The organism is Chitinimonas lacunae, from assembly GCF_042650885.1.
GTDB classification, from domain to species: domain Bacteria; phylum Pseudomonadota; class Gammaproteobacteria; order Burkholderiales; family Chitinimonadaceae; genus Chitinimonas_A; species Chitinimonas_A lacunae.
The window spans coordinates 3,751,377-3,777,914 of the sequence record NZ_JBHSBU010000001.1 but is presented as its reverse complement, the minus strand read 5'-3'; the positions used below and the strand labels follow the sequence as shown (position 1 = coordinate 3,777,914).

Annotated in this window: 23 protein-coding genes and 1 tRNA gene; 12 read left to right on the top strand and 12 right to left on the bottom strand. The window is 63.8% G+C overall.

What is annotated here, in order from left to right; genetic code table 11:
• Positions 1 to 24: 24 nt before the first annotated feature.
• Positions 25 to 1,023 carry a sulfate ABC transporter substrate-binding protein gene (locus ACFOW7_RS16260; protein ID WP_378166213.1) on the bottom strand — a complete coding sequence of 333 codons (999 nt, stop codon included), beginning with the start codon at positions 1,021 to 1,023 and terminating at the stop codon, positions 25 to 27.
• Positions 1,024 to 1,196: 173 nt separating this feature from the next.
• Between ACFOW7_RS16260 and ACFOW7_RS16255 the strand changes: the two genes are divergently transcribed.
• Positions 1,197 to 1,871: an OmpA family protein gene (locus ACFOW7_RS16255; protein ID WP_378166211.1), complete on the top strand. Its 675-nt coding sequence runs from the start codon at positions 1,197 to 1,199 to the stop codon at positions 1,869 to 1,871.
• A 56-nt stretch (positions 1,872 to 1,927) separates the two neighbouring features.
• Here ACFOW7_RS16255 and ACFOW7_RS16250 read toward each other — a convergent pair whose 3' ends face one another.
• A complete protein-coding gene (locus tag ACFOW7_RS16250; protein ID WP_378166209.1) occupies positions 1,928 to 2,668 on the bottom strand; it encodes a DeoR/GlpR family DNA-binding transcription regulator in 741 nt (246 codons plus the stop codon).
• A gap of 143 nt (positions 2,669 to 2,811) precedes the next feature.
• On the opposite strand from ACFOW7_RS16250, the gene ACFOW7_RS16245 reads away from it, so the two are divergent.
• From ACFOW7_RS16245 to ACFOW7_RS16235, 3 genes are all read left to right on the top strand, one after another.
• On the top strand, positions 2,812 to 3,195 hold the full coding sequence (locus tag ACFOW7_RS16245; RefSeq protein WP_378166207.1) for a VOC family protein: 384 nt from the start codon (positions 2,812 to 2,814) through the stop codon (positions 3,193 to 3,195).
• Between the two features lie 359 nt (positions 3,196 to 3,554).
• Positions 3,555 to 5,360 (top strand): monovalent cation:proton antiporter-2 (CPA2) family protein, encoded by a 1,806-nt coding sequence (locus tag ACFOW7_RS16240; RefSeq protein WP_378166205.1) that lies wholly within the window; start codon positions 3,555 to 3,557, stop codon positions 5,358 to 5,360.
• Between the two features lie 143 nt (positions 5,361 to 5,503).
• Positions 5,504 to 7,510: a methyl-accepting chemotaxis protein gene (locus ACFOW7_RS16235; RefSeq protein WP_378166203.1), complete on the top strand. Its 2,007-nt coding sequence runs from the start codon at positions 5,504 to 5,506 to the stop codon at positions 7,508 to 7,510.
• Between the two features lie 257 nt (positions 7,511 to 7,767).
• On the opposite strand, the gene ACFOW7_RS16230 is transcribed toward ACFOW7_RS16235, so the two are convergent.
• The 6 genes from ACFOW7_RS16230 to ACFOW7_RS16205 form a co-directional block, all read right to left on the bottom strand.
• Positions 7,768 to 7,886, bottom strand: a tRNA-OTHER gene (locus tag ACFOW7_RS16230).
• A 199-nt stretch (positions 7,887 to 8,085) separates the two neighbouring features.
• Positions 8,086 to 8,733 (bottom strand): glutathione S-transferase family protein, encoded by a 648-nt coding sequence (locus ACFOW7_RS16225; RefSeq protein ID WP_378166201.1) that lies wholly within the window; start codon positions 8,731 to 8,733, stop codon positions 8,086 to 8,088.
• 41 nt (positions 8,734 to 8,774) lie between these two features.
• Positions 8,775 to 9,722 carry a complex I NDUFA9 subunit family protein gene (locus ACFOW7_RS16220; protein WP_378166199.1) on the bottom strand — a complete coding sequence of 316 codons (948 nt, stop codon included), beginning with the start codon at positions 9,720 to 9,722 and terminating at the stop codon, positions 8,775 to 8,777.
• Positions 9,723 to 9,808: 86 nt separating this feature from the next.
• Entirely contained in the window at positions 9,809 to 10,351 is a 543-nt protein-coding gene (locus tag ACFOW7_RS16215) for a hypothetical protein (RefSeq protein ID WP_378166197.1), read from the bottom strand.
• On the bottom strand, positions 10,348 to 10,794 hold the full coding sequence (locus ACFOW7_RS16210; RefSeq protein WP_378166195.1) for a glycoside hydrolase family 24 protein: 447 nt from the start codon (positions 10,792 to 10,794) through the stop codon (positions 10,348 to 10,350). The genes ACFOW7_RS16215 and ACFOW7_RS16210 overlap by 4 nt, the downstream gene beginning before the upstream one ends.
• 168 nt (positions 10,795 to 10,962) lie before the next feature.
• The gene (locus ACFOW7_RS16205; RefSeq protein ID WP_378166193.1) at positions 10,963 to 12,927 is read right to left on the bottom strand and encodes a lytic transglycosylase domain-containing protein; all 1,965 of its coding nucleotides are present in this window, start codon (positions 12,925 to 12,927) and stop codon (positions 10,963 to 10,965) included.
• Between the two features lie 117 nt (positions 12,928 to 13,044).
• Here ACFOW7_RS16205 and ACFOW7_RS16200 point away from each other — a divergent pair, with 117 nt between their 5' ends.
• From ACFOW7_RS16200 to ACFOW7_RS16180, 5 genes are all read left to right on the top strand, one after another.
• Positions 13,045 to 13,404, top strand: coding sequence for a 2Fe-2S iron-sulfur cluster-binding protein (locus ACFOW7_RS16200; RefSeq protein ID WP_378166191.1), 360 nt, complete (start codon positions 13,045 to 13,047; stop codon positions 13,402 to 13,404).
• 205 nt (positions 13,405 to 13,609) lie between these two features.
• Positions 13,610 to 14,242 (top strand): RNA polymerase sigma factor, encoded by a 633-nt coding sequence (locus ACFOW7_RS16195; RefSeq protein ID WP_378166189.1) that lies wholly within the window; start codon positions 13,610 to 13,612, stop codon positions 14,240 to 14,242.
• Positions 14,235 to 15,092, top strand: coding sequence for a hypothetical protein (locus tag ACFOW7_RS16190; protein ID WP_378166187.1), 858 nt, complete (start codon positions 14,235 to 14,237; stop codon positions 15,090 to 15,092). Before ACFOW7_RS16195 ends, ACFOW7_RS16190 begins: the two co-directional genes overlap by 8 nt.
• A 412-nt stretch (positions 15,093 to 15,504) precedes the next feature.
• The gene (locus ACFOW7_RS16185) at positions 15,505 to 16,152 is read left to right on the top strand and encodes a LysE family translocator (protein ID WP_378166185.1); all 648 of its coding nucleotides are present in this window, start codon (positions 15,505 to 15,507) and stop codon (positions 16,150 to 16,152) included.
• 177 nt (positions 16,153 to 16,329) lie between these two features.
• Complete coding sequence (locus ACFOW7_RS16180) at positions 16,330 to 18,666, top strand: WG repeat-containing protein (RefSeq protein WP_378166183.1); 2,337 nt, start codon at positions 16,330 to 16,332, stop codon at positions 18,664 to 18,666.
• Positions 18,667 to 18,923: 257 nt separating this feature from the next.
• On the opposite strand, the gene ACFOW7_RS16175 is transcribed toward ACFOW7_RS16180, so the two are convergent.
• Positions 18,924 to 19,859, bottom strand: coding sequence for a GGDEF domain-containing protein (locus ACFOW7_RS16175; RefSeq protein WP_378166181.1), 936 nt, complete (start codon positions 19,857 to 19,859; stop codon positions 18,924 to 18,926).
• Between the two features lie 87 nt (positions 19,860 to 19,946).
• On the opposite strand from ACFOW7_RS16175, the gene mpl reads away from it, so the two are divergent.
• Entirely contained in the window at positions 19,947 to 21,323 is a 1,377-nt protein-coding gene (gene mpl, locus ACFOW7_RS16170; RefSeq protein ID WP_378166179.1) for a UDP-N-acetylmuramate:L-alanyl-gamma-D-glutamyl-meso-diaminopimelate ligase, read from the top strand.
• Positions 21,324 to 21,374: 51 nt separating this feature from the next.
• Complete coding sequence (locus ACFOW7_RS16165) at positions 21,375 to 21,863, top strand: Crp/Fnr family transcriptional regulator (protein ID WP_378166177.1); 489 nt, start codon at positions 21,375 to 21,377, stop codon at positions 21,861 to 21,863.
• 85 nt (positions 21,864 to 21,948) lie between these two features.
• Here the strand turns inward: ACFOW7_RS16165 and ACFOW7_RS16160 are convergent, their stop codons facing one another.
• The 3 genes from ACFOW7_RS16160 to murB all read right to left on the bottom strand — a co-directional run bounded on the left by ACFOW7_RS16160 (position 21,949) and on the right by murB (position 25,999).
• Positions 21,949 to 24,357 (bottom strand): hypothetical protein, encoded by a 2,409-nt coding sequence (locus ACFOW7_RS16160; protein WP_378166175.1) that lies wholly within the window; start codon positions 24,355 to 24,357, stop codon positions 21,949 to 21,951.
• A gap of 272 nt (positions 24,358 to 24,629) precedes the next feature.
• Positions 24,630 to 24,923 carry a hypothetical protein gene (locus tag ACFOW7_RS16155; protein WP_378166173.1) on the bottom strand — a complete coding sequence of 98 codons (294 nt, stop codon included), beginning with the start codon at positions 24,921 to 24,923 and terminating at the stop codon, positions 24,630 to 24,632.
• 65 nt (positions 24,924 to 24,988) lie between these two features.
• The gene (gene murB, locus ACFOW7_RS16150) at positions 24,989 to 25,999 is read right to left on the bottom strand and encodes a UDP-N-acetylmuramate dehydrogenase (protein ID WP_378166171.1); all 1,011 of its coding nucleotides are present in this window, start codon (positions 25,997 to 25,999) and stop codon (positions 24,989 to 24,991) included.
• A gap of 243 nt (positions 26,000 to 26,242) precedes the next feature.
• Here murB and ACFOW7_RS16145 point away from each other — a divergent pair, with 243 nt between their 5' ends.
• Complete coding sequence (locus tag ACFOW7_RS16145; protein WP_378166169.1) at positions 26,243 to 26,512, top strand: BufA1 family periplasmic bufferin-type metallophore; 270 nt, start codon at positions 26,243 to 26,245, stop codon at positions 26,510 to 26,512.
• The last annotated feature ends 26 nt before the right edge of the window (positions 26,513 to 26,538 follow it).

Sequence of the window (26,538 nt, the reverse complement as noted above, 5' to 3'; positions counted from 1 at the left end):
TGCTTATCCTCCTGACAGGGGCGGTCACTTGCCCGGTTGATAGATCTGGTCGAAATGGCCGCCGTCGCTGAAATGGGTCTTCTGGGCGTTTTTCCAGCCGCCGAACAGTTCATCGACCGTAAAGAGTTTCAAGGTCGGGAATTGGCGGGCGTATTTTTCCGCAATCCGCGGGTCGATCGGACGGTAGTAGTTCTGTGCCGCGAGTTCCTGGCCTTGCGAGCTGTACAGGAATTCCAGATAGGCCGTGGCGAGTTTGCGTGTGCCTTTTTTATCGACCACGCGATCGACCACGGCAACCGGCGGTTCGGCCAGGATGGACCACGACGGAACGACGATATCGAACTTGTCGGGTCCGAGTTCTTTAATAGACAACAACGCTTCGTTTTCCCAGGCGATCAGCACATCGCCGATGCCGCGCTCGACAAAGGTGACGGTCGAGGCCCGGGCGCCCGTGTCGAGCACCCGCACATTGCGGTACACCCGACTCACATAATCGCGCGCCTTCTGCTCGGTGGCGCCTGGCTGTTTCAGCGCCCAACCCCAGGCGGCCAGGTAGTTCCAGCGTGCCCCACCCGAGGTCTTGGGGTTGGGCGTGATCACCTGCACGCCCGGCCGCACCAGGTCGGCCCAGTCGCGGATCTGCTTCGGATTGCCTTTTCTGACCAGGAACACGATGGTCGAGGTATAGGGCGAGCTGTTATGCGGCAGCCGCTTTTGCCAGTCGCGCGGCAGCAGCTTGGCCCGTTCGGCCAGCTCATCGATATCGTAAGCAAGCGCCAGCGTCACCACATCGGCCTCCAGACCGTCGATCACCGAGCGCGCCTGCTTGCCCGAGCCACCGTGCGATTGGCGGATGGCGACTTCTTGTCCGGTGCGCTGCTTCCAGTGCTGGGCAAATGCCTTGTTCACGTCCTGGTACAGCTCACGGGTCGGGTCGTAGGACACATTGAGCAGGGAATTGGCCCACGCGGCGGCAGGTAACAGGGCAACCGCCAACAGGGCGGCCAGACGGGAGCGGCGCATATCGTTCTACCTCGAAGGCTGGGAGTTGACGCAGTGTACGGGCCGGCCAAATAGATCGATAAGTAATTTACAGAAAATTCCTTAGATCAAAACAGCATTTATAGCTGAGTTCGGCTTGCCGCTGTCAGCAGGCTTGTTCCACAATCGCGGCGACTTTCCATAAGGACATTGGCATGAAACGACAGGGCCTGATACTGACGCTGATCGCACTGCAACTGGCGGGTTGCGCTACCGACGAATACGGCCGCAGCCGCCCGGCCACCAAGGCCGAGAAGGGTGCCGTGATCGGCGCGGTCGGTGGTGCGGTGCTGGGAGCGGCGATCAACCACAAGAACCGTGGCAAGGGCGCGCTGATCGGTGCCGTGGGCGGCGGCCTCGCCGGCGCCGCCATCGGCAGCTATATGGATAACCAGGCCCGTGATCTGGCCCGGGTACTGGCTCCCGAAGTCGGTGCCGGCAATATCCAGATCGATAAGCGCGCCGACCATTCGATCAAGGTCACCATGACGGCCGCAACTGCCTTCGACAGCGGCTCCTGGGCGATCAAACCGGGCTTCTACGGCACGCTCGACAAGATTGCCAAGAGCGTCAACACCTACGGCAAGACCCAGATCACCATCCTCGGCCACACCGACGACCAGGGCGCCGACCAGGTCAACCGCGAACTGTCGTTCAAGCGCGCCGAAGCGGTCGAAGCCTATCTGGCCAACCGCAGCGTGGCACCCGAGCGGCTGATGGCCACCGGTCGCGGCGAAAAGGAACCGATCGCCGACAACCGCAGCGAAAGCGGCCGGGCACGGAATCGCCGGGTGGAGATCTACCTCAATCCGGTGCGCAGCGAAGGCTGATAGCGCGGGAAACCAGAAAAGCCGACCCCGAGGTCGGCTTTTTCATTTCAGACGGCTCACTCTGCCAACTTCACCGACGGCGCCGCCGGTCCAAGATCAGGCGGTGGGGCATCGGTAATCAGCAGGTCGAACGCATCGAGCCTGGCCACGAAGTTGGGTGCGACCTGGTCGAATTTGCCTCGGTCGGCCAGCAGGACACGGCGGGCGGCACCGTCGAACATGGCGCGTTTTACTTCGGCGTCGCCGGGATGGGTGGCGGTGACGCCAAGGGTGGGGTGAACGGCGCAGGCACCCAGGATCGCCAGATCGGCCCGGTGTGCCCGTACGGTCGCCAGGGCTGCCGGACCGCTCAGATGGCGTTCGCGGCCGAACCATTCGCCGCCGCTCAGCACCAGTTGCACTTCACCGTCGTCGGCCAGCACCTGTGCCACATCGAGCGAATTGGTGACGATGCGCAGCGGCCGCACTTGCAGCGCCCGCACGAATTCCAGAGTGGTCAAGCCGGCATCGACGAATAAGGTCTGGTGCGGCTCGACCAGTTCGGCCGCCGCCGTGCCGATTCTGGCCTTGGCCTCGGTCAGTACCGAGCGGCGCGACTGCCAGTCCATGCGTGCAGTGGCCAGCGCGACCGCACCGCCGTGGGTCTTTTGCAGAAAACCCTGCTCGGCCAGGGTGTTGAGATCGCGTCTGACCGTATCTTCCGACACGGCAAAACGCTCGGCCAGCGCCGCCACTTCGACGCGGCCGTCTCGCGTCAGGGCAGCGAGGATATGTTGACGGCGCTCCTCGGCAAACATGACTGCCAGTATAGCCGCCCTTGCAGCTTTTCGCCTGACTGTGCGTTTTTCCACTCACCAACCGACACATACCGGATAAATCACGCACAAACATGCAAAACATGGCATGATAAGCTGCATCATTTCCGGTATGACCACTTGCCATGCGTATCGAACACGTCGCCGTCTGGGTTGCCGACCTCGAAGCCATGAAGGATTTCTACTGCCGTCATTTCCGAGGCGCCGCCAGTACGCGCTACCACAACGACAAGACCGGCTTTTCCTCCTACTTCCTGTATTTCGATGATGGCGCCCGGCTCGAACTGATGCACCGGCCCGACCGGGCCGACGCCCCGATGCAGGCAGAACGACGTGGTCTAGCCCATCTGGCTTTCTCTGCCGGGACGGCGCTTGAAGTCGAACGGCTGACCGAACGGTTGGCCGCTGCCGGCTGCGAGCTGCTGTCACCGCCCAGGCTGACTGGCGACGGCTATTTCGAAAGCTGTCTGCTCGATCCGGAAGGGAATTGTCTGGAGATCACCTTGTAGCGCGGCAAGGGGATGGGTTGTTTAGGCGAGAGCCGTAAATGTTTATTTTTGTATATTTTTGTCTCCTATATTTGCGCTTAAATGTCTCTTTAATTTCCATTTCTTTCCAAAGCCAACGCTGAAGACACCCGGCACGCTCCCGCACACCCACCTGTCCCCATCGTCCAGCCTCCTCCTCAATCTCCGCCGCCTGAAAAACACCTCTTTATTTTCACTCCAGCATGGCTACTGATCTTGCAGCCATCTGTCCGCTTAGTTTCCATCCGCCTCTTCCCTCATCCCCGGCCTTCCAACAGAACGCCAACTGACGTGCTATGTTTCCGCATCGCCGGCGTGTGCCGGCCGGAAAAGGTTTCTCCATGTCCCTGTTGTCGCAATCGGTGGTATTGCTGGCCGCGGCGGTGATCGCCGTTCCCTTGTTCAAGCGTTTCGGGTTGGCCTCGGTGTTGGGTTATCTGGCGGCTGGCGTGGCGATCGGTCCGTGGGGAGCCAAGCTGATCGAAGCGCCAGAGGCGATTTTGCATGTGACCGAATTTGGTGTGGTGCTGCTGTTGTTCGTGATCGGGCTGGAACTGCAACCGGCGCGGCTATGGGTATTGCGCCGGGCGGTGTTTGGCCTGGGTGGCGCGCAGGTGCTGTTGTCAGCGGTGCCGCTTGCCTTGCTGGCGGCTTGGCTCGGAATGTCGCCCTTGTCGGCGGGGGTGGTCGGGCTGGTGCTGGCGCTATCCTCGACTGCCTTTGTCTTGCAGATGCTGACCGAAAAGAACCAGATGGCCACCCGGCACGGCCGTGATGCGTTTTCCGTCTTGCTGTTTCAGGATCTGGCGGTCATTCCCTTGCTGGCGCTCCTGCCGGTCATTGCGCCTGACGCCGGCGCCCGTTCAGGGCCGCCCTGGTGGGTCGCGGCGACGGTAGTCATCGGCACGGTATTGGCGGGTCATTGGCTGTTGCGACCAGCACTCAAGCGGGTAGCCGAGGCCGGTAGTCAGGAAATTTTCACCATGGCCGCGCTGCTGGTCGTCACCGGCATGGCCTGGGCGATGCAGGCAGTAGGACTCAGCCTGTCACTGGGTGCTTTCCTGGCCGGGGTGCTGCTGGCCGAGTCGGAGTACCGACACGAGATCGAAGCCAGTATCGAGCCGTTCAAAGGCGTGCTGCTGGGGCTGTTCTTTGTGGCCGTCGGGATGTCGGCCAATCTGGGGGTACTGCTGGAGCGGCCTCTGGTGGTGCTTGGCGTGGCAGTCGGACTGATGGCAATCAAGGCGATTGCGCTGTATGTGATCGGTCGCAGCGCCGGCCTCGACGAGCGCTCGGCACGGCGGCTTGCGGTGTTTCTGGCGCAAGGGGGGGAATTTGCCTTTGTGCTGTTTGCGGTGGCGACCGATTACCGGCTGATCGGCCCGGCCCATGCCGATCTGCTCACCATGGCCGTGACGCTGTCGATGGCCCTGACGCCGCTGCTGGTGCTGGCGCACGAAAAATGGCTGGTGCCACGGCTCGAAGCACAGGCCGAGCGGGCCTTCGACACGATTGCCGAATCTCATCCGCGCGTGGTGGTGGCAGGTTTTGGCCGTTTCGGCCAGATCGTGGTGCGTCTGCTGCATGCCCAGGGCCTCGGCGCCACCGTGCTCGACGCCAGTCCCGAACAGGTCGATTTCGTGCGTCGCTTTGGCAATAAGGTCTACTACGGCGACGCCTCGCGACTCGATCTGCTGCGCGCGGCGGGAACGGAACATGCAGAGGTGTTCGTGCTGGCCATCGACCATATCGAGACTTCGCTCAAGACTGCTGAGCTGGTGCGACGCCATTTCCCGCAGGTCAAGGTGTATGCCCGCGCCCGTAACCGTTTTCACTATTACCGGCTGATCGATCTGGGGGTGGAAGTGGCCGAGCGGGAGACTTTCCTGGCCAGCCTCGATCTGGCCGGCCATGTGCTGTGCGGGCTGGGCCTCGACCCACAGCGTGCCGCGGCGGCAACGGCGGCCTTCCGCCGTCATGATGAAGCGCTGCTGACCAAGCAGCAGGCGGTATTCCACGACGAGGTCCAGTTGCTCCAGACCACGCGCGATGCCTTGCAGGAACTGGAAGGCCTGTTCGAATCGGATCGGCGCGACGAACGCCGCCGCGAAAACCCGCCACCGCAGCCGGAAACCCCTGGAAATTGAACATTCGATCAATCAATTGATCTGGGTCAGCTCAGCCACAAAGCGAAGTTGACCTGGCTCCGATCAGGTTCGATATTGGGATAGCACTATTGGATTGAAGCAGACTATTGCTCAGTCTTGGCGTATTGCATTGAGGAGCCATCATGCGAAAGCGCAGCAGTCTAACCGTCCGGGTCATGGCCTATGTGCTTGGGGTAGCCGGTATTGCCTTTCTGGTGGCGGCACTGACCACCGCCTCGCTGGCCCGCCAGACCGCCGAACAGGAAGGCCGCGCCCGCGCCAGCCAATTCGCCGACCTCTACGCCAGCCGCCTCGAAACCGAATTCGACCGCTCCTTCGCCGCCGTGCGCGCACTGCGACAGGCCGTACTGGCACTCAAGCAACAGAATCTCACCGACCGCGAGCTGGCCAATCGGATTGCCATCCGCCAGCTCGAAGACAATCCGCAACTGCTTGGCACTTCGACCTACTGGGAACCCAACGGCTTTGACAACAACGACGCCGCCTTTGCCGGCCGCGACATGCACGACGCCACCGGCCGCTTCCTGATCTGGTGGAACCGCGGCAGCGGCAGCATCAAGGGCGAAGTCACGGTGGGGTATGAGAAAGAGGAAGGCAACGACTGGTATTACCAGCCACTCAAGACCGGCCAGCCTTTCGTGACCGAGCCTTATCTGTACCAGATGCTGGGCAAGGACACCGCCATGACCACCCTGACCCTGCCCATCATCCATGAGGGCAAGACGCTCGGGGTCGCCACGGCCGACTATCTGCTGGCGGGGCTGCAAGACATGCTGTCCGATGTGCGGCCCTACGAGACGGGTTATGTGCGGCTGCTGTCAAACGGCGGGGTCTATGTGACCCATGCCGATACCAAGAAGCTCGGCAAGCCCGTCGACGACCTGCCAAAGGCCGTGCTCGCTTCAGTGGCCTCGGGTAAGCCCTACGCCTACGAAGACGGCCAATACCTGTATTTCGTCAAACCGGTACGGATCGGCCCGGCCGCCCAATCGTGGGGATTGCTGGTCGCCGCACCGCTCGATCGGGTGATGGCCAGCGCCCATCGGCTGGTGCTGGTGATTATCGGCGTCAGCGCCCTGGGGCTTGGCCTGCTTGCGCTGGTGCTGGTGCCTCTGCTGCTGCGTATCACCCGGCCGCTCAAACGGCTGTCCCGCACCATGGACGAACTGGCCTCGGGCGAGGGCGATCTGACCCACCGCTTGCCGGTGCTGTCGCAAGACGAGATTGGCAGCATTTCCGATGCCTTCAACCGCTTTGTCAGCCGGATTCATGATCTGGTGGTATCGATCAAGCACGAGGCGCAAGGCGTCGATGCGGCAGCGGACGAGCTGGAGAAGCTGGGGCATAAGGTAACGGACCGCTCGTCCCGCCAGGCCGACGCAGCCAGTGCCACGGCCGCGGCAACCGAACAGGTCACGGTCAGCATCGACCATATCGCCGGCAATGCCCAGACGGCCGGCAACAAGGCCAGCCATACCGATGAACTGGTGGCGACGGCCGCTTCCCAGGTCGATCGCACCGCCGAGGAAATCAGCCAGATCAACGCCACCATGCACCGGCTCACCAGCATGATGGAAGGGCTCAACAGCCGTTCGCGCGATATCGGTCAGGTAGCCAATACCATCAAGGAAATTGCCGACCAGACCAATCTGCTGGCGCTGAACGCCGCCATCGAGGCCGCCCGCGCCGGCGAGATGGGACGGGGCTTTGCGGTGGTGGCCGACGAGGTACGCAAGCTCGCCGAACGCACCACCAGCGCCACCAGCGAGATCGGCCAGACCATCGCCGCCATCCAGGGTGAAACCCGGGCTGCGGTCGATGGCGTCCATGCTGCGGTGGAACAGGTCGATCGCGGTGTCTCGCAATCGCGCGGCGCGGCCGAGGCGATTGCCGCCATCCGCAGCAATGTCTCGGCCATGGTGGATGAAGTCGTCACCATCGCCAGCGCCACCGAGGAGCAATCTGCCGCCACCAACGAAATCGCCCGCAACGTGGAAACCATCAGCATCATGGCCCAGGACAACCACAGCTCGATCGAGGCGGTGCAAAAGGCCGTGGACGACCTCAAACGGCAGTCGGAAAGCCTGCAAGAAATGGTCAGACGCTTCCGTACCGACAGCAAGGGCTAGCGCATTTCCAGCCAATGTGGAGTCAGTGGGTCCGGACACCGCACATCGGCGTCGAGCCGACCAAGCAGCACTGCTGGCGAGGGAGGGGAAAATGCCTGACCTCTCCCCTGCCCTCAACAAAAAGCCCTGGTCACCCAGGGCTTTTGCACGTCCGGCCGCTACTTAACCTCGACGATCACAACGCATCCGTTACAGGCAGCGTGCGCAGCAGCGATTCCAGACACGGCAGCCGGCCAAGACACTGCTTCGAGAAGGAGGGAAAACGGTGAGATTCGAACGCACGGGCTGCCAGGCTGCCGCCTGACAACCGCCCCGTCTACTCACCGGCTGGGCCGGCTTTCAGGCGGGGCGCAATCAACCACTCTGCCACGCTTTCCGAACCTGAGACGTAAGCCGGCTGTTGACGGGTGTTTCAGGACCGGCATTAATCTATAGGTTTATTTTTATTTTTCAATCAAATACCGCATAGCTACTTGCGGACAGTTTTCCTGATTTTTTAATAACCTATTTCACGCTTTCAGACATGCCAAGCAGGGCGCATCACTGCCGATCCCGGACTCACCCGCCGCAAGCGATCAAGGCTCGCTGCCCGGCACCACCCACGGCTCGGCCGCGCCGGCTGCGTACCATTCGCGCATGGCGGGCAGGTCAAGCAGCATATCGGCGTAGCCTTGTGCCAGTTCGGGCAGCGGCAGCGCATAGGTTCGGGCGCGGCTGGCGACCGGCACGAACATCGCATCGACCACCGAGAACTGACCATAGAGGAACGGTCCGAGGTGCTGATGGCGGCGGCGCAGATCGCTCCAGATCTGGCCGATCCGCACCAGATCGCTCTGCACATCGGCCGGCCATTCACGGGGCGCGAACTGGCGGCGGGCATTGAAGGGGCAGTGCTGGCGCAGCGCGAAAAAGCCGGCGTGCATTTCGCTCGCGTACGCGCGTGCTTCGGCGCGCAGGGCGCGGTCGGCGGGCCAGAGCTGTTTTTCCGGGAACTGTTCGGCCACATATTCGCAAATGGCCAGGGATTCCCAGATCGTCAGATCGCCATCGATCAGGCAGGGCACCTTGCCGGTGGGCGAATAGCGCAGCAGCGCTTCCCGGCTGTCGGGTTGATAGAGCGGCACCACCTGGTCTTCGAATTCGATCCCCGCCTGCCGCAGCAGAAACCAGGGCCGCAGCGACCACGAGGAATACGCTTTATTGCCGATGATGAGACGCAGCAAGATCTTTTCTCCTTGGATTTGAAAGGACGGTTCAGACCGTCTCAGCGATGGGCCGAGCGGCGCAGCGACAGATAACGGCCGCGCGGCGTGAGATTGGCCACATAGGCCGGAGCGACCGCCTCCAGACAGGTCGGTGCCCAACCGAGCACGGCAGGGAAGCCGGCCGGGTCGACATTGTCGACAGTCAGGGAATCGAGGTTGTCGGCGCTCAGCGGCGGATTGGAGAGGAAGCTGAACAGCGCCGCCAGCAGACGGGCCGCCGGATCGGGCAGTGCCAGCACCGGGCGGGGGTGGCCGCTGAGTTCACCGATATAGCGGGTCAACTCGGCCATGGTGTAGACACGCGGCCCGACCAGATTGAGCGAACGGCCGATCAGCTCATCGCGATGGAGCGCCGCCAGCAGCGCGCGGCTGACATCCTCGATCCAGACCGGCTGCACGCGGGAATGCGCACCGGCAAGCGGCACCAGCGGCAGCCGCCGCACCAGACCCGTCAGCAAGGGCACGAAGCCGCCCTCACCGGCCACCACCAGCGAAGGACGGAATACCGTCCAATCGAGCGTCGAATCGCGCACCGTCCGCTCACCCTCGCCCTTGCTGCGCAGATAGTGCGACGGACCGGATGGATCGGCCCCAAGCGCGCTCACATGGAGCAGCCGCCGCACACCGGCCTGGGCACAGGCTTTCACCAGCTTGGCCGGCAACTCGGCATGCGCGCGCCGGAAGGCGGCGGGCGAGCCCTGCAAGATCCCGACCAGATTGACCACCGCACCATGTTCGGGCAGCAACTGGTCCAGGGTGGCCGGGTCGTGGACATCGGCCTCGACCAGCTCGACCCGGGGCAAGGGCAGCAGTTTCTTGGTGCGTTCGCGGTTGCGGGTCGGCACCGTGACGGGATAGCCGCATTCAACCAGACGTTCGATCAGCGAAGTACCGATCAGGCCAGATCCACCGACCACCAGGATCCGGGAGGAAGCAGAAATGGGCATGGCGCGCTCCTCGACTTACCGATGTATTTATTCTTGATAGCTGCGGGCACCGCAGGGTGCGGCGCCCGCCGTCGAACGGACACGGCTCAGGGATCGAGACCTTGCATCTTTACCCCGGCTTCCAGCGTTTCGCTCAAGCCGAGCCGATCGAACAGGGCATCGGCCCGCTTATCCTGCCGCGACAGCCCGGCCGTCAGATGACGGCCATCGAGCGAGAACAGCCGCATCCATTCCTTCTCGCCCCGGGCACAGGCACCGCGCTCCTCGCCGAAACTACAGCTGTAGGCCAGCAGCAGATACGGTGTCCCCTTACTTGAGTTGATACAGGCCCAGCCGGTCACGAAACCATCGAGCACCTTGCCCGGCCCGGCCAGTTGCTTTTTGACCGCCCGACCGTCGTTGGGCAGGGTTTTCTCCTTGCCATCGGCGTGCAGGGTCAGGGTCTGGCGTCGGCACTGCTTGCCCGAGTCGAGCAGCACACAGTCGCTCTTGGCCACCAGCTCGACTTCGCCGCAGCGGAGCCGGTCCTCACGCTCGCTGAAGGTCGGCCCGTCGGCCCAGACCATACTGCCAGCAAGTAGCAGACCGGCCAGCCCCAGCTTTCTGCCGCAGGAAAACCGGGCGCTCATGGTTTGCTGTACTCGGTGACATAGCGCTGGAAGCGCGCCTTGGCATCGCTCATCACAAAGGACGACTGGCTGGCACCAGGCAGCGAGGTCCATTCCTTGCGCAGCTTTTCCACCGCTTTTTCGACATCGCCCTCGAGCACGAAGGGATAGGCGCCGCGGGTCTTCAGTTTCCAGATGGCGAAGCGATCCTGGGCATCGGGTGAGAAATCGTTGACGATGCCCAGTTTCTTGGCCTCGGCCCAGCTACCGTACAGAATCTGGTAAGCGCCGGCCGCCGTCGAGCTTTTGCCCCATTTGCGCACCAGGGTGTTGGGGTGCGTCGAGGTGTCCTTGAAGGTGCCGCCGCCGTACATGATCGTATAGACCTCGTTGTCCTCCCGCTTATGCTCGGCGTAACGAATCAACTTCAAGAAGGCTTTGAGATTGACTTCCTTCTGATCCATCGTTGCATTCCTCCTGTATCAGACCATCACCATCACGACAGGCCGCCCATGGCAAGACGGGCGGTTCAACTGCTTCTGCCAGCGCCCGAGGGCGGCTGGCACTGCATTGTCGCGGCAGCGGTCCGACCCCGCCAAAGTCAGTTATACCGATTTGGCGTCCAGGTCGGATCAAGGCTCAAGTGAAGGCGCTGCCGAAGGATTGTCGATCACCACCTCGACGGCCGCGTTGCCGCGTGCCGGCACCACGCCCAGACGCGCCTTGAGCGAGGTCGAGCCTCGTCCGAACGCCTGGGCGTAGTAGATGGCGTTGCTCATGACCTTTTTCACATAGTCACGGGTTTCGCTGAACGGGATCGTCTCGACATAGACCGCCCCTTCGATCGCCCGGCCCCCCTGCCAGGCGCGGGCACGGCCGGGGCCGGCGTTATAGGCGGCCGTTGCCAGCACCGGCTGGCTGCTCAGGGTGTCGAACACATGGCGCAGATAGTAGGTGCCGAGCTGCACATTGGTGCCGATCTCGTTGACCGTCTCGGCCTGGAAGCTGCGCAGGCCGATCCGTTTGGCCACCCACTCGGCCGTCGCCGGCATCAGTTGCATCAGGCCCTGGGCGCCGACACCAGAGCGGGCGACCGAGATGAAACGGCTTTCCTGGCGGATCAGGCCATAGACCCAGGCTTCGTCAAGGTCGAGGCTGCGTGCGTAGTGCTGGGTCACCTCGCGATAAGGCGCCAGGAAACGCAGGCCGAAATCGTGGATATCGCGGGTACGTTCGGCGGCATAGATGGCCCGGTCGTACCACTCGCTCTGGCGTGCCAGATCGGCTGCCGCCAGCAACTGGCGGTCGTTCAGATTGCGCATGGCCCAGTTCCATTCGCGCACGGCCTCAAGCCGCCAGCCGATCTGATAGAGCGCCAGCGCCCGGGCGACGCCGGGAAGCTGACGGGTGGTCTGGATTTCCTCGCTGCTGGGCCGGTAGCGGCCCACGCTCGCGTCGGCATAAGTGCCCAGCTCCTCGCGCGCCAGCAGACCATAGAAATGATGCTCGCCCGCCAGCTCGGCAAACAGCCGGTTGGCTTCGAGCGTCTCGCCGGCGTGCTTGTGGGTGCGCCCGAGCCAATAGCGCCAGGCAGGATCGCTGCGCCGATCGGCCGGCAGCGCCATGATCTGCTGCGCCACCTCGCGCCAGTCGCCGACACGCAGCGCCGCACGGATGCGCCATTCCCGCTCTTCCACCCCCAGCCCTTCATCGAGGCCGCGCCGATACCAGAGCAGGGCCTCGGGATGCTGTTTGCGGGCTGCCAGCCAGGCCACCCGGCTCCAGGCATAGCGGCGGTCGGCCTCAGGCAGCCGCGGCGCCAGCCGCTCAAGCAGTTGCCGACCCGATTCGACATTGCGCCGGCCGGCCTGACTGATCGCATAAAGCGCCAGCTCGCGGCCGCCACGGCTGCTCAGGTCGTTGCGCGCCAGTGCCCGGTCGGGCTGGGCGGCGACTTCTCGCACACTGCGGGCGGTAAGGCCATCGGGCCGTTGCAATCGGGGCAGCAGTTGCAGGGCAAAGTCGGCCGAACCCGCCTGTAGCGCCAGGCGGACCCGTCCCCAGGCGTCGTCCTGGGTCAGCAGACCTTGCTGGAACAACGCTTCGAATACCGGGCCGCACGGCTCGGGCAGGGGCTTGGGGGAAAACCACAGCGCGCGCGCCTCGGCAAACCGTGCCCGTTCATTGCGCACCTGGGACAGTTGCAGCCGGTAGCAATGCAGATCGCTGCCGGCTTCCCAGCCGACCAGCTTGGGCCATTCGGCCTCGAAGCGGTCCCAGTCGCCGACCCGGCCGAGCTGGCGCAGCCAGTCGCCGCGCAGCCGATCGGCCAGATAGCTGCCTTGATAACGCTCGAGGAATTCTTCGATGCGCTCGGTCGGCATAGTGTCGATCTGGGACGACAGCAGCCAGTAGCGCGGATAAGGTTCGAGCGTACCGCCATCGGTACGCTCGATCAGTTCGGAAAGCTTGTGCAGATTGCCCTGCCGGAAGGCCTCGCGTGCAGCGCGGATATCGTCCACCGGCGCAGCCAATACCAGAGCATCAAGACCTAACGCCAGGATGGCGAACCGGAGAATACGAAAGCTGGCGTTCATAAGCAGAGTCAGGTGCGACGGAAACGGCCGAAGCGGGCTTGCCAGCTTACCACAGGACAGCGGCATTCCAGCGCGACAGCCTTGACGCTGCGGGCCGATCGGGGGATCGTCGCCGCGATGGAAACCACCCGTCTGATTTTGCAGGGCGGCGGCATGGTCGAGCCGCTGCGGGTCGAGGCCGAAACCGGCAGCAGACTGATCGATTGCGTGCGCGATCTGGCACGCGACGGCCTGCTGCCGCTCTACTGGCGCTGCGGCCAGGGCACCTGCGGCGCCTGTCTGGTCCGGCTCGAACACGCCGCTTCGGCCGAAGCCCGACCATTGGTGTTGAGCGGCAAGGAACGCAATGTCCTGGCCCGCCGTGGCCAGCTCGACGAAGCCCAGCGCAGCGCGCCGACCCTGCCCGATACCCCGGCCTTGCCCAGGCTGGCCTGTCATGTGGTGTTGCCCCCCGGAGAATTGCGGGTGAGCTGGTGAATGGCGGGCATTGCCCTATATAGAAAATATTCCGCAAAACGCCTTCAAGATCTGTAGCGAATTACAAACCAAAATAAAATCAATATGAAATATCCCTACACCATGGCTTATTCCGGGCATACCGGCTTGCCCGTTTGCCCTGCTGACCAAGCGACGCTTCGTCGGCCCGATCAACCCGTTTTCCCCACCTGCGCCGTTTGAACACATGGACGCTTCCGCCAGTCCCGGCCGTCGCCTCGCTCGCTCAAGCCCTGCTGCCAACGAGGCTGACGATCAGGCCCTGATGCTGGCCTATGCCGCCGGCGATGCAGCGGCCTTCGATACCCTCTATCAGCGCCACCGGCGCGGTCTGTACGGCTTTCTGGCCCGGCAGTCGCCCCGACCGGCCTGGATCGACGACCTGTTCCAGGAAACCTGGCTGGCCGTGATCCGTGCCCGGGCCGACTACCGGCCCAGCGCGCAATTCCGCACTTGGCTGTTCGGCATCGCCCGCAACAAGCTGATCGACCGTATCCGGCTCCATGAGCCGGCTTTGCTGGCCGATCTGGTCGAGTCGGAGGCGGAGGAGGACCCGCTGTCCCGCCTAGCCGACCCAGGTGGTCGCAGTCCCGAGACCCGTCTGGCCGACCGCCAGGCGGCCGCGGCGATTGCCGCCGCCCTGCAAGCCTTGCCGCCGGTCCAGCGGGAGGTGTTCTTGCTGCGCGAACAAGCCGAGATGTCGCTCGACGAGATCGCCCGCCTGACCGGCGTCTCGCCCGAAACGGCCAAAAGCCGCTTGCGCTACGCCGTCTCCAAACTCAAGACGGCATTGATGGCCTGGAGCAGAAGTGATGCATAAGCCAAGCGAACCTTTCTTCGATCCCGACCTCGACGATCGCGAGGTCCGCGCGGCTTTCCGCCAACTCGACGATCAACCGCCGGCAGCACTTGACGCAGCCATCCTTGCTGCGGCCCACGAGGCGGTGGCCGCCAATGCCCGCAATAAAGTCGTGGCACTGCCACAGCGGCGGCGCTGGCTCGCACCGGTCGGACTGGCTGCCAGCCTGTTGCTTGCTGTTGGCATCGTCTTCCAGCTCGACTTCCAACCACGGCCGGAAACCTCGGCCATGGAGCCGTTGCCTCAAGCTGTCGAGGAAACCGCAGCGCTGCCGGCACCGGCCCAGGAAGCGCCGCCCCCAGCAGAAGCCGCCGCCGCGCCGCAACGCGGGCTTGCCCTGCCAGCCCCGCAGGCTGATCGAAAAGCGGTGGCATCAGACAAAGCGAAAGTGGCCGAGACCCGGTCGTTGAACAGTCAGGCGGAAGCGCCCAGCGCTGTGATGGCCGATCAGGCAGCCCCTCCAGCAGCGCCGCTGGTCGAATCAGCACCGGCCCCGGCACCTGCCGCGCCGCCACCTCCAGCCGCCCCCAGTCCGGCGCTGAAGAAACTCGAAGCACCTGCCAGTCGGGCCGCCGAACGGGTAAATGCAGCCGGGAGCGAGGCGGCCAAACCTGCGCTGGCCGATACCGCCTCTGTGCCGGAGCCATTTGAAGCCGCCGTCGAAACGATCCGCCGCCTGCTGCGCGAGCAGCGCCCGGCCGAAGCGCGAACGGCCTTGCAGCAACTGCGCCGGGCCTATCCCGATCGTGCGCTGCCGGCCGATCTGCAAGTACTGGCGAAAGCATTGGAATCGGACGAGCAGAAACCCTAAGGACGCCATTTTTCTCGTCAAAAAAAGGCGTCCCTCCTCACTTCCCTGTCCTTTCTCACCACGGCACGTGAAGGAGGCAATGGGGGGCTACGGCCTGACCTACCGTACGAGGTCAGAGGCGATGGAGGCCATTTTGGTGGCTTGGGGTTTGGTCCGGACGTCAAGTGGACGCCATTAGCCATCGGGTCCGGACAGCAAGGCGGCGTCATGGATGGTTGCCCATTTCCTTCCTCACCACCGCGCAGGACTGAAGCAAGGGTGGGTGGAGGTGGAGGCTGATCTAGAAGCCGATGTCTGCTTCTCCCCTCGTGCCGGATAGTCAGCGGATCCAGCAGCTCATCCCCTCGCCGGCCGCCACGTCAACGGCAGCGGCCCGCTGCTACAATCGCCAGTTTTCCGCCTGACCTTGCCGATGGATATCTTTGTTACGGGTTTTCTGCTGTCGCTATCGCTCTGTCTGGACATCGGCATCGTCAACGTCGCCATCATCGACAGTGCGATCAAGCGCGGGGCGCGGGCGGGGATTCTGGTCGGTTTGGGCTCGTGCTTTGGCGACCTGCTGTATGCCGCGCTGTCGGCCGCCGGGGTCGCCTGGCTGTTGCGCTATGGTTGGGTGCAATGGGCCATCTGGCTCGGTGGCACGACGATGCTGCTCTGGCTGGCGGCCAGGATGACGCGGGAAGCCTGGCTCGATGCCAGCCGGCCCGAAACCGCCCCGCCGCCGCTCGACACCCCACCGCCAAGCGACTGGTTGCTGTTGCGCCGTGGTGCCATGCTGGCACTGGCTTCACCGTCTTCCCTGCTATGGTTTGCCGCCGTCGGCGCCGGGCTGATCGCCGAAGCGACGGCCGGGCAGGCGGCGCGGGTGCCCTTGTTCCTGACCGGCTTTTTTGTCGGCGGCTTCGTCTGGTCGGTCAGCATTGCCTTGCTGGCGGCACGCGGCGGTTCTTTGCTGGGAAATCGTCTGCGCCGCTGGTGCCATATCGCCTCGGCGCTGCTGTTTCTGTATTTCGCCGTCAAGGTGGGCTGGAACGGCTATGTCACGCTCTGGCGTAGCTGAGGCGCGCTGTTTTCTTGCCTTTTGCCGCGCGTCCTGCTGCAATCGGCATTTCCGCCGGCGCCCGGACTGGCGCTGGACCTCGTCGCGGAGCTGGTCCATGTCTGCCCTTGCCGCCTTATCGCTTAGCCGCTGCCGCGCGCCGTGCCCGCTGGGCATTCGCCTGGTGCAGGAGTGTTGATGGGCCGGCTCTATATGCACACCCATCCCCCGCCCCGCCGCCGGCTGCGCCGGCCGCTGGCCGGTCTGGTCGTGCTGTTGGGCCTCAGCGCCGTCGCCTGGCATCTCAACCAGCCCGAAACCATCGTCACGCCTTCTCAGCGGCCGATCCGCAACTTCCAGGGTGTCGCCCTGCGCGACGCCATGCCGGTGCAGCGCGAGAGCGCCTGGGCTTTCCGCTCGGCGCTGCCTTCGGGTCCCACCGACAATTCACCGGCTGGACGCTGGATCAGCCTCAATCCGCTCGACCCGTCGCAGGCGCCGCAGATCCTCGATGGCATTACCCGGCAACTGATCCAGATCGCCACCGACTACCCGCAGACCGGACCATGGCAGATCGAGCAGGTGCTGGAACTTGGCCCGTTCGAGCAGGGGCTCGCGCCTGCCCGGGTGATGGCTTATATGCCGCGTCCCGACAGCGCCGGACAGACCGTGCAGCGGCGCGAGCTATGGGGCTATGTCGATCCGCGCGGCCAATGGCGCATCGCCCCGCAATACGCCCAGGCCGAACCGTGGGCCAATGGGCTGGCCCGGATCGTACCGCTCGGCAGCCTTGCACAGCCGCAACTGATCGACCAGGGCGGCCAGCAGCGCCACAGCAATGTCACCGCCCGGCTGGGCAGCGACTGGACGCTGCGACCCTGGGGGCGCCACGTCATCCTGAGCCGCGACGACGAACACTGGCTATTCCCCGCCGATGGCAGCGCACCGGCTCTATTGCCCTGCTGCCGGGTGGAACAGAGCGATCCCAGCGGTACGCTCAATCTGCTGTCGAGCCGCGGCGACGCCCTGTTTCATCTCTACCGTGGCGAAATCAGCGTGCGCAGCCCCGCCGCCGGCCGGCTGCGGCCGCTGCTTGACCATGTCTACGCCGAAGCGCGCCCCAATGCGGCAGGTGAAATACGTTACCGGGTCCTGTCGACCGAACCGGACCGGGCAGCGCTTGCCGAGGAATTGAGCGACGTCTGGCCTTTTCTGCCCGATGCCTTTGTCGCCTGCGTAGCAGGCCAGGCGCCGCTGTTGATGGCGCGCGGCACCAGCAAGCCGCTGCGCCGGCTGTCCGCTGCACCACGCTGCGGCCTGATGGACGGCCGGGGTCGCTGGCGGCTTTCTCCCGACTATCACAGCCTGATCGAACTCGATAACGGCCTGCTCCGGCTGGGCCGCGATCAGCACTGGTGCGCCGCCCGCCGCGATGGCAGCCTGATCGGCTCATGTAGCGACATCCCGCCGACCGCGCTATTGAGCGCCGGCCTCTTGCCCGACGTCGGCCCCACCGCCCCTTGGCTTGGCTATCGCGACGAAAACGGTCAGTGGCGCATTCCGCCTCAATTCCACGAAGCCGGCGCCTTTGTCGGCCGGATTGCCCAGGTGCGCCAACACAGCCTGCCCGGCCTGATCGACCCGCACGGCCGCTGGCTCACGCCCGAGCCACCGGCCAATCTGATCGCGCTTGCCTGGGAAAACCTTCATCGCCGCCCCGAGCCCGGCATCCACGATATCGGCCTGATCAACCGCCGTGGCGAAATGGTGCTGCCCTTTCTGTTCCGCGAAGTCAGCGACCTGGCGGAGGACGGCTCGGCACGAGTCTGCCCGGCCCCGGAATCGATACCTTGTCAGCGCATCGACCCAAGCGGCCGCCGCGTGCCCAGTCAGTATCGCAGTGCCGAGCCCTACCAGTCGCCGCTGCCGATGGCCGAACTGACCCCGGTCGAGCGGCAAGGCCGCTGGGGTTATCTCGATCGGCAGGGAAAGCTGGCCATTTCCCCGCGTTTCGACGCCGCCCAACCGTTTTATGCCGGCGCGGCCTGGGTTCGCCTGGGTCCACGCTGGGGGCTGCTCGATACCACCGGACGCTGGCTGCAACCGGCCGTCTTCCTGGAAGCCAAGCCGTTTAGCGCAGGCGTCGCCGCCGTGCGGCACGAAAACGGCAAACTCACCCTGCTCAGTCCGAACGGTCGGGGCGTCCAGGTCGAGGGCGTCGAAGAGATCGGCCCGTTCTCCAGTGGCCTGGCAGTGGCCCGCACCCATCTGGGCTATGGCTATCTGACCCCGACCGGTCGCTGGGCCATTCCGCCACGCTACCGCTCGGCCAGCGACTTTATCGGCAGCCATGCCGTCGTCGCCGGCGCCCTGCCGGGCCACTGGACCCCACCGCAGCAACGCAGCCCCTATCTGGTCCAGAACGTCACCGTCTGGCCCGCCGCCAGACTGGCCCGTATCGCCGTGCTGGTCGACGGTCAGACCCGCTATGGGCTAGTCGATGACGCCGGCCGCTGGTTGCTGCCGCATTACTGAAAGCGGTTGGAATCGCTGCCGCTGTCACTTGCGCTTCAAGTGGCCCGACTCGTCACCGTCTCCATCGAGCCGACGTGGCCGAACTCCTGCTCGAGGACGCTGCCGTGGCGATCAAAGCTAGTGGTGGGGCTTGGAAAGGAAGTGGGGAAAGGCCGGAGAGGCAGACGAATCATCCATTAAAAATTTAGGAAAAACGTCTGCAAGACAGATAGCGTCATATATAAGAAAAATATCTTATTGGGACAAAATCTTTCGGATCAATTGGCCAGCACCACCTGATCCCGCCCATTCATCTTGGCCTGATACATGGCAGCATCGGCGCGTACCAGCAGGCCATGGCCGTTTTCATCGGGGCGCAGTTGGGCGAGGCCGGTAGAAAACCGGACTTCGATCGTCTGGTCGTCATGATGAAAAGGGGTGCGCAGATTGACCTGACGTAAGCGGTCGATCAGAAAGTGGGCGCCGTTGAGATCGGTATCGGGCAAAAGCAGCAGGAATTCCTCACCGCCATAGCGCACCAGCAGATCGGTTTCGCGCAGCACCGCCTTGGCCACCCGCACGAAATGGATCAGTACATGGTCGCCCACCAGATGGCCCCAGCGGTCGTTGACCTGCTTGAAATCGTCGAGGTCGATCATCGCCAGACACAGCGACGTCGCCGTACGGTGGCTGCGCTTGACCTCACGGTTCAGCAACTGCTCCATCCCCTGTCGGTTGAGCGCCCCGGTCAAGGGGTCGCGCTCCATGGTCTGGCGGTTGACGTCAAGATCGCTCTGGATGCGTTCGATAGCGTCGCGCAATTCCTGCAAATCGCGCTGCGAGGCCGAGACGGTGCGGTAGACCTGGTCGGTCGAGCCGATCAGGCTATTGACCAGTTGCTCCAGCCCCGAGGCCGCCGGGCCTGAACGCAGTATCAGCAGCGAATCGTGGATATGGCGACTGCCAAGGTCGAGCCCCAGCAGCAGCTGGTCGGCCGTCTCGCTGACTTCGTCGACCACTTCGGCAATCTGGAACAGGATGGCGTAGGCATTGCGCAGTTCGACGTCGGTCTTGTCTTGCGGGGTCTTGATGGTGGCGACGGCATTGTAGAATCTGCCGTAATTGTCCGGAGTGGGCGGCAAACCCAGTTCGGCCAGGCGCTTCAAAGCGATGCGGGCGATATCGGTCGGCGTCAGCGTGGGCGAGCTGCTCATGGGACGAACATTCCCTGGAAGCGATTTTTCATCTTAACAGACGCATCGCCCGAGCATTGGCTTTCGGGCGTTGCCGGCGGGTTCTTCATGCATATCCATATTCTTGGCATCTGCGGCACCTTTATGGGCGGCATTGCCCAGCTTGCCCAGCGCGCAGGCCACACCGTCACCGGTTGCGACGCCAATGTCTACCCACCGATGAGCACCCAGCTCGAAGCCGCCGGTATCGCGCTGATCGAAGGTTGGGACCCGTCCCAGCTCAATCTGGGCGCCGATCTCTATGTGGTCGGCAATGCCATCTCTCGCGGCAATCCGCTGATCGAAGCGATTCTCGACCGTGGCCTGCCCTATATCTCGGGCCCGCAGTGGCTGGCCGACAATATTCTCCATGGCCCCCACCCCAAATGGGTACTGGCCGTCGCCGGCACTCACGGCAAGACCACCACCAGCTCGATGCTGGCCTGGATTCTCGACTACGCGGGCCTCGCTCCCGGTTTTCTGATCGGCGGCGTCGCCTGCGACTTCGGCGTCTCGGCCCGCCTGCCCGGCACGCCGCGTCAGGACCCGGCCAGCGTCAGCCCGTTCTTTGTGATCGAAGCCGACGAATACGACAGCGCCTTTTTCGACAAGCGCTCGAAATTCGTCCATTACCGGCCGCGCACGGCGGTACTCAACAATCTCGAATACGACCACGCCGATATCTTTGCCGATCTCGCCGCGATCGAAACCCAGTTCCACCATCTGGTGCGCACCGTTCCCTCGAACGGCCGGATCATCGCCAACGGCCGCGAAGCCAGCCTCGACCGCGTGCTGGCGCGCGGCTGCTGGAGCGAAGTCGAGCGCTTCGGCGGCGAGCAGGGCTGGCAGGTCGGCCAGCGGGACCGCGACGGCTTCGAGGTCCTGCTCGATGGCGTCTCAGAGGGCTGGCTGCGCTGGTCGCTGCTGGGCGAACACAACCGCAGCAACGCGCTCGCCGCGCTCGCCGCGGCCCGCCATGTCGGCGTGACGCCGGCAGTCGGCATCGAAGCCCTGGCGCGCTTCAGCAACGTCAAGCGGCGGATGGAAGTACGTGGCATGGCCAACGGCGTCACGGTCTACGACGACTTCGCCCACCATCCGACCGCCATTGCCACCACCGTGGCAGGACTGCGCCAGAAGGTCGGCGCCGAGCGCATCCTGGCCGTGCTGGAGCCGCGCTCCAACACCATGAAGCTCGGCACCATGAAGGCCCAGCTCGCGCCAAGCCTCAACGAGGCCGATCTGGTGTTCTGCTACGCCGGCAAACTCGGCTGGGACCCGGCCGAAGCGCTGCAGCCGCTCGGTGAGCGTGCCCAGACCCATACCGACCTCGACACTCTGATCGCTGCCATCAAGCGCGCCGCCCGACCGGGCGACCATGTGCTGGTGATGAGCAATGGCGGCTTTGGCGGCATCCATCAGCGTCTGCTCGATACGCTTGGCTGAAGCCGGGCGGCCGGGCTACATATGGTGGAGTGACCCTCTTGCCCTGCTGCCATGAAAAACGAGCAACTGGTACAAAGACTGATTTCCTGCGTCGGCCTGTTCGCCGGTTTCGAGAAGAGCGAAGCCGCCGAATTCCTGAGCTGCTGCGTGGTGCGCGAATATCCGCCGGGCACCCGGCTGTTCAATGAGGGCGATCCGGGCAGGGAGCTGTTCATCCTGGTCTCGGGCCATGTCGAGGTCAGCCGGGCCGGCCAGCGGCTGGCCCGTTTCGGCCCGGGCGACTGCTTTGGCGAGCTGGCCCTGCTCGATTTCGGCCCGCGCTCGGCGGCCGTGGTCAGCGAGGACAGGGTGCGTGCCCTGGTGTTCGACCGTGGCAGCATCTACCGCGTGCCCGAGCTGGAAACCAAGCTGTACCGCAATCTGGCCATCCTGCTGGCCCGCCGCCTGCGCGATACCGGCGCCCGGCTGGCCGAACTGGCCGAACATGAGGCACCACCCGAGCGTCTGGACGAATTGGCGGCCAAGACACAGGGGATGTGATGGTCCCCACACCGCGTCCAAACAGCCATGAAAAATCGCCGGGGCAGCCCAGCCGCACCGGCGATTGTCCGACTGTCGGTCGGTGTCACTCCAGGCGATGCACCGGCCGCCAGCGATCGCTGGCCAGCATCTCCTGCCGTGCCGCCTCCTCGCTGTCGCCCAGGCCATAACCGAGCCACAGTTCCGTCCCGGCCAGCGTCTGCACATCGACGCCGTTCAGTACCTCGACCAGCCGCTCGGCCAGGGTGGTCGCACCAGGCAGGGACAAGGGCTTGCCGTCGGGCTGGTAGTGCCAGCCTACTCCGTCGTAGGAGAAGATCCCCGGCACATCCTTCAAAGCCGCGCCGACGAAGTAGCGGCCCGGCCGGCCCAGCTCGCTTGCAGCCGGTGTGATGCGACCATGCAGACGCAGATGCGCCAGTACCCCCACCGAATTGGCCGAAAGCTGGCCTTCCCGGTCAAAGACGATTTCGGTCGGCTGAGAGAGCGCTTTCGGTCCACCTACCCCAAGCTCGTGCAGGAAATTGCTGCCCATGCCCCACAATTCGCCATCGTTGTGGTTCAACAGCAAACGTTTCCAGTTCAAATCAACGCCGACTTGCATACTCCGGATATTGCGGGCCAGCAGTTGCGGCGTATCTTGAAACGGCTTGGTCCTTTCCGGCCACAACAGCACGCTGCCATCACGTTTCAGCGCCACCAGACTATCGAGGTTATAGAAATAAAGTTGGGTATCGAACCGCTTGAGATCGACGATATCCGTTGCCACCATGACGAATTGGCCACGTGGCTGATCGTGGTTCGGTCGGGTAGACAGCCACAGCCGGCCATCCTTGCCCAGCACGGCAATATATCTCTGGCTGGCAACCAGAATCTTGGCAAAGGGCCCTTCACCGCCCAGCTCGGTCCAGGGACGCGGAGCCTCAGTCTCTTTGCCATCGAGCCACTGGGCCGAATCGGAGCCCCAGGTCCATAGCTGGCCATCTGCACCAATCGCCAGAGTGGCGGAGGGGAAAATATCGATAAAGCCTTGCAGGGGGAAAAGCTCCCAGGCAGGTAGCTGGCCGTCTGTACGCCACGACCACTCAAACGTCGACAAACTCCACCACTGACCATTTTCCCGCTGCGCCAGCAGTTGGTTGCTTCTGCCGATCACCGCGCGATAGCGCTCCTGGTCGACCTGAGTCAGCGGCTGCACGTGGTAGCGGTTATCCCGGGAGCGGCCTCCCCAGAACCACAGCGAGCCATCACGCTTGATCCCGGCATTGAAGACCGAACTGGCCATATAAGGCACGATGGCCAGGGTCTGGAAATGATCGCCCACCCTGGTCAGTTCGAAATGGGATCTGCGCACCACTCCCTGACTGCCATCGTCGCCACCCATACCCCAGCTCCAGACAGTGCCCTGTTCGTCCAGGGCCAGCGTATGGGCCGTATCGCCTTCCGCGGCGTAGACCGCTCGATAACGTCGGCCCAGGGGGATAGGCCGCTCCACCGAGTCAATCGGTGCAGGGTTGATGGCCGCCTGACCGCAACTGAACACTCGCCCATCGCGCCGCAGTCCGACAAAGCCATGACTGGACAACCAAACCTGCTTCATTTGTTCGGGCCGCAGATATCCGGGCAGGTCTGGCCGATTGAGGCAAGGCGGCGCAAACACATGGGGGCCAGAAAAAGGTCCCGAACCTTCCCACAGTACAGCCCCCTCATGGATTACGCTGGCCACCGGATCGGTCGGTGCCGACGTCGGGGTCGACTCCCAGGACGGGCTCGTGGTGCGACAGGGAAACTCAAACGAGGCGGTCGGGAAGAGGTGCCAGCTTCCATCGCTGGACTGCAAGCGATTCTTGCTGCGGTCGCTGCGATCGAAACCGTGCCACGGCACACCGCCCGGCGCTGAGCCAAGGGGTATGAGGTCGAAGCTGCTCGGGAGAACGACGTAGCTCCGCATCGCCCACAGGCTGCCCTGGGTATCGAGCGCCATGATGCCGTCACTGCCGACCCGTATATCGCGCATGCCGCGCCCAATCAGGATGGGCCCGGTCGCTTCCGACTGATACATGCACGAACCAGGCAGGCGAGTCACCGGCTTCAGGCTCAGCGCGCCCATTCCCCAGACTTCGCCCTGGCGACCCAGCATCGCCACCACGCCATTAGCGGCATCGATCTTTACCACCCGGTCCATCACACGGTGAAAGATGCCGCCATCTTGCTGCTTATCCGTTCTCGCTCCCCATTCCCACACCGACCCGTCTTCACGCAGGCCGATCACCGTGTACCCAGTGGAAGCAATCTGTACAAAGCCATCGCCTATCCTGCGCTGCACATGGCGCTTCAGTAAGTAGCCATCATCCAATATCCAGACCGAACCGTCTTCGCGCAGCATCCAGCGGCCGCTTGGGCCTGCCAGCTCGGTCTCTACCGCGCCGGCCCAACCCGACGCGCCCAGTAGCGCCAGCCCGAGCAGGCTGGCAAGAAATGTCCTCTTCCTCATGGCCCTTGTCCTTTTGTCCGAAACGGCAGAAGCGGCCGTCACGCTGTCAGTCAGTTGGGAACCGGGACAGGGACCTGCCACCGGCAGCCGCAACGATAGAGAAAAACAACTGAATTTCGTGGGGGAATAGTACGCAAGCCGTACTTTTGCCAGGGCAAGGGCGCAGAGAGGGAGACCAGAAGCTTAGCCAGAAAATGAAAATATCCGGCAAATTATCTGCAAGGCAGGTTGCTTGATACAATCATAAATAAATATTTATTACTTCATTAAACTCAATCGCCGGTCGCTTCTCCGACCGCTTTGAACATCCCGGCGATACAGGCAACCGCCAGCATGGCCACCGTGATCCAGGCGGCGGCTTCCCAGAAGTCGAGCAGGCGGTCGATCCAGTTGCCGCTGAGCAGTCCGGTCTGCGCCAGCAGAAAGACGATAAAGAAGCCTATATCGACAAACACCAGCGCCAGCGTGGCCCGCAGGGCACGGTTGCCCCAGCGCTCGGCCCGGCTCGCCATGGTGTCGGGGCGCTCGCCCAGGGAATTGAGGAAGGTCTCGGTATCGTGCTCCATGGTGCCCTTTCAAACCAGCCCGCTTGCGGGGCGGGTCTGTAGCCAACTTAGCAGATCGCCTGGGCTTACCACCAGACCGGTTCAGGGGTGAGGCGCACACCGAAGCGCGCCAGCACATCGGCCGTGACCGCCTCGGCCAGTCGCGCCACATCGTTCGCATCGGCGCCGCCGTGGTTGACCAGCACCAGCGCCTGTTCGCTGTACATCCCGACCGGGCCGAGCCGGCGGCCTTTCCAGCCGGCCCGCTCGATCAACCAGCCCGCCGCCAGCTTGAAGCGGCCATCGGGCAGGGGATAGGCGATCAGGTCAGGAAACAGCACATGCAATCTCGCATGCTCTTCGGCGCTCACAACGGGGTTGTGAAAAAAGCTGCCGGCATTGCCGAGCACCGCCGGGTCGGGCAGCTTGCTGCGCCGTACCGCCATCACGGCTTCCGCCACCGCCTGCGCCGTCGGTTCGGCAGTGCCCAGCCGGGCCCGCAGGTCGCCATAGTCGAGCTTGGGCTGCCAGCGCTTGGGCAGTTGCAGCACCACTTCCTCGATCAGCCAGCGTCCGGCCTCTTCGTGCTTGAACACGCTGTCGCGATAACCAAAACGGCACTGGGCCAGATCGAAGCGGCGCTGGCTGCCGTCGTCGAGCGAGCGGGCGATCAGATGATGGAAGCGATCTTTGAGCTCCAGGCCGTAGGCACCGATATTCTGGATCGGCGCCGCGCCCACGCTGCCCGGGATCAGCGCCAGATTCTCCAGTCCAGGCCAGCCTTGCGCCAGCGTCCACAGCACCAGCTCATGCCAGTTCTCACCACCTGCAACCGCTAGCAGGACGGCATCGTCCTGTTCGTCGAGCAAGCGCCGACCCCGGTTTTCCAGTTTGATGGTGACGCCGGGCAGCTCGCGTCCCATCACCAGATTGGAGCCACCGCCGAGCACCCGGCGCGGCAGACCGGCCAGTTGCGGATGGGCCAGCAGTTCAGGCAGGCGGGCCGGGTCGTGGAGCACGCACAGCAGGCCGGCCCGCGCAGCCAGACCGAGGGTATTGGCGCGGCTCAGGTCGGCGTCGGTTTGAAGGGAAAACATGGCGGCTCGCGGCGGAAAAGGACGAAAGCGCGATTATCGCAAAAAGCCGTGCCGCCGGCCGCTGTGGGAGCACCTGCCGTGTGAATCCTACCGTCGCGCAGTTGTTCAGCCCGAGTTCAGCCGCGTCGTCCTACATTGCTCCCGGCAGAGCGAGCGGCTTGTGTGTAAGAATCGCGGCGCTATTATCGACAAACGGGCAAGCGGTCCTGCCGCCCAATCCCACCGAACTCAAGGAGTCTTACCATGGACAAGAAGCAAGCCCTGATCTCCGGCGCCCTGGCCGGTCTCGTCTCCCTCGGTCTGTCGGTCGCCGCGCAAGCCGACGACAAGAGCGCCAAGGAAAAATGCTACGGCGTGGCCAAGGCCGGCAAGAACGACTGCGCCGCCGCCAACGGCTCGCATTCCTGTGCCGGTCAGTCGAAGGCCGACAATGACCCCAACGAGTGGAAGTACGTAGCCAAGGGCACCTGTGAAAAAATGGGCGGCAGCCTCGAAGCCGGCAAGAAGAAGTAAGCCGGCCATCCCGCAAGGGCGGCGCA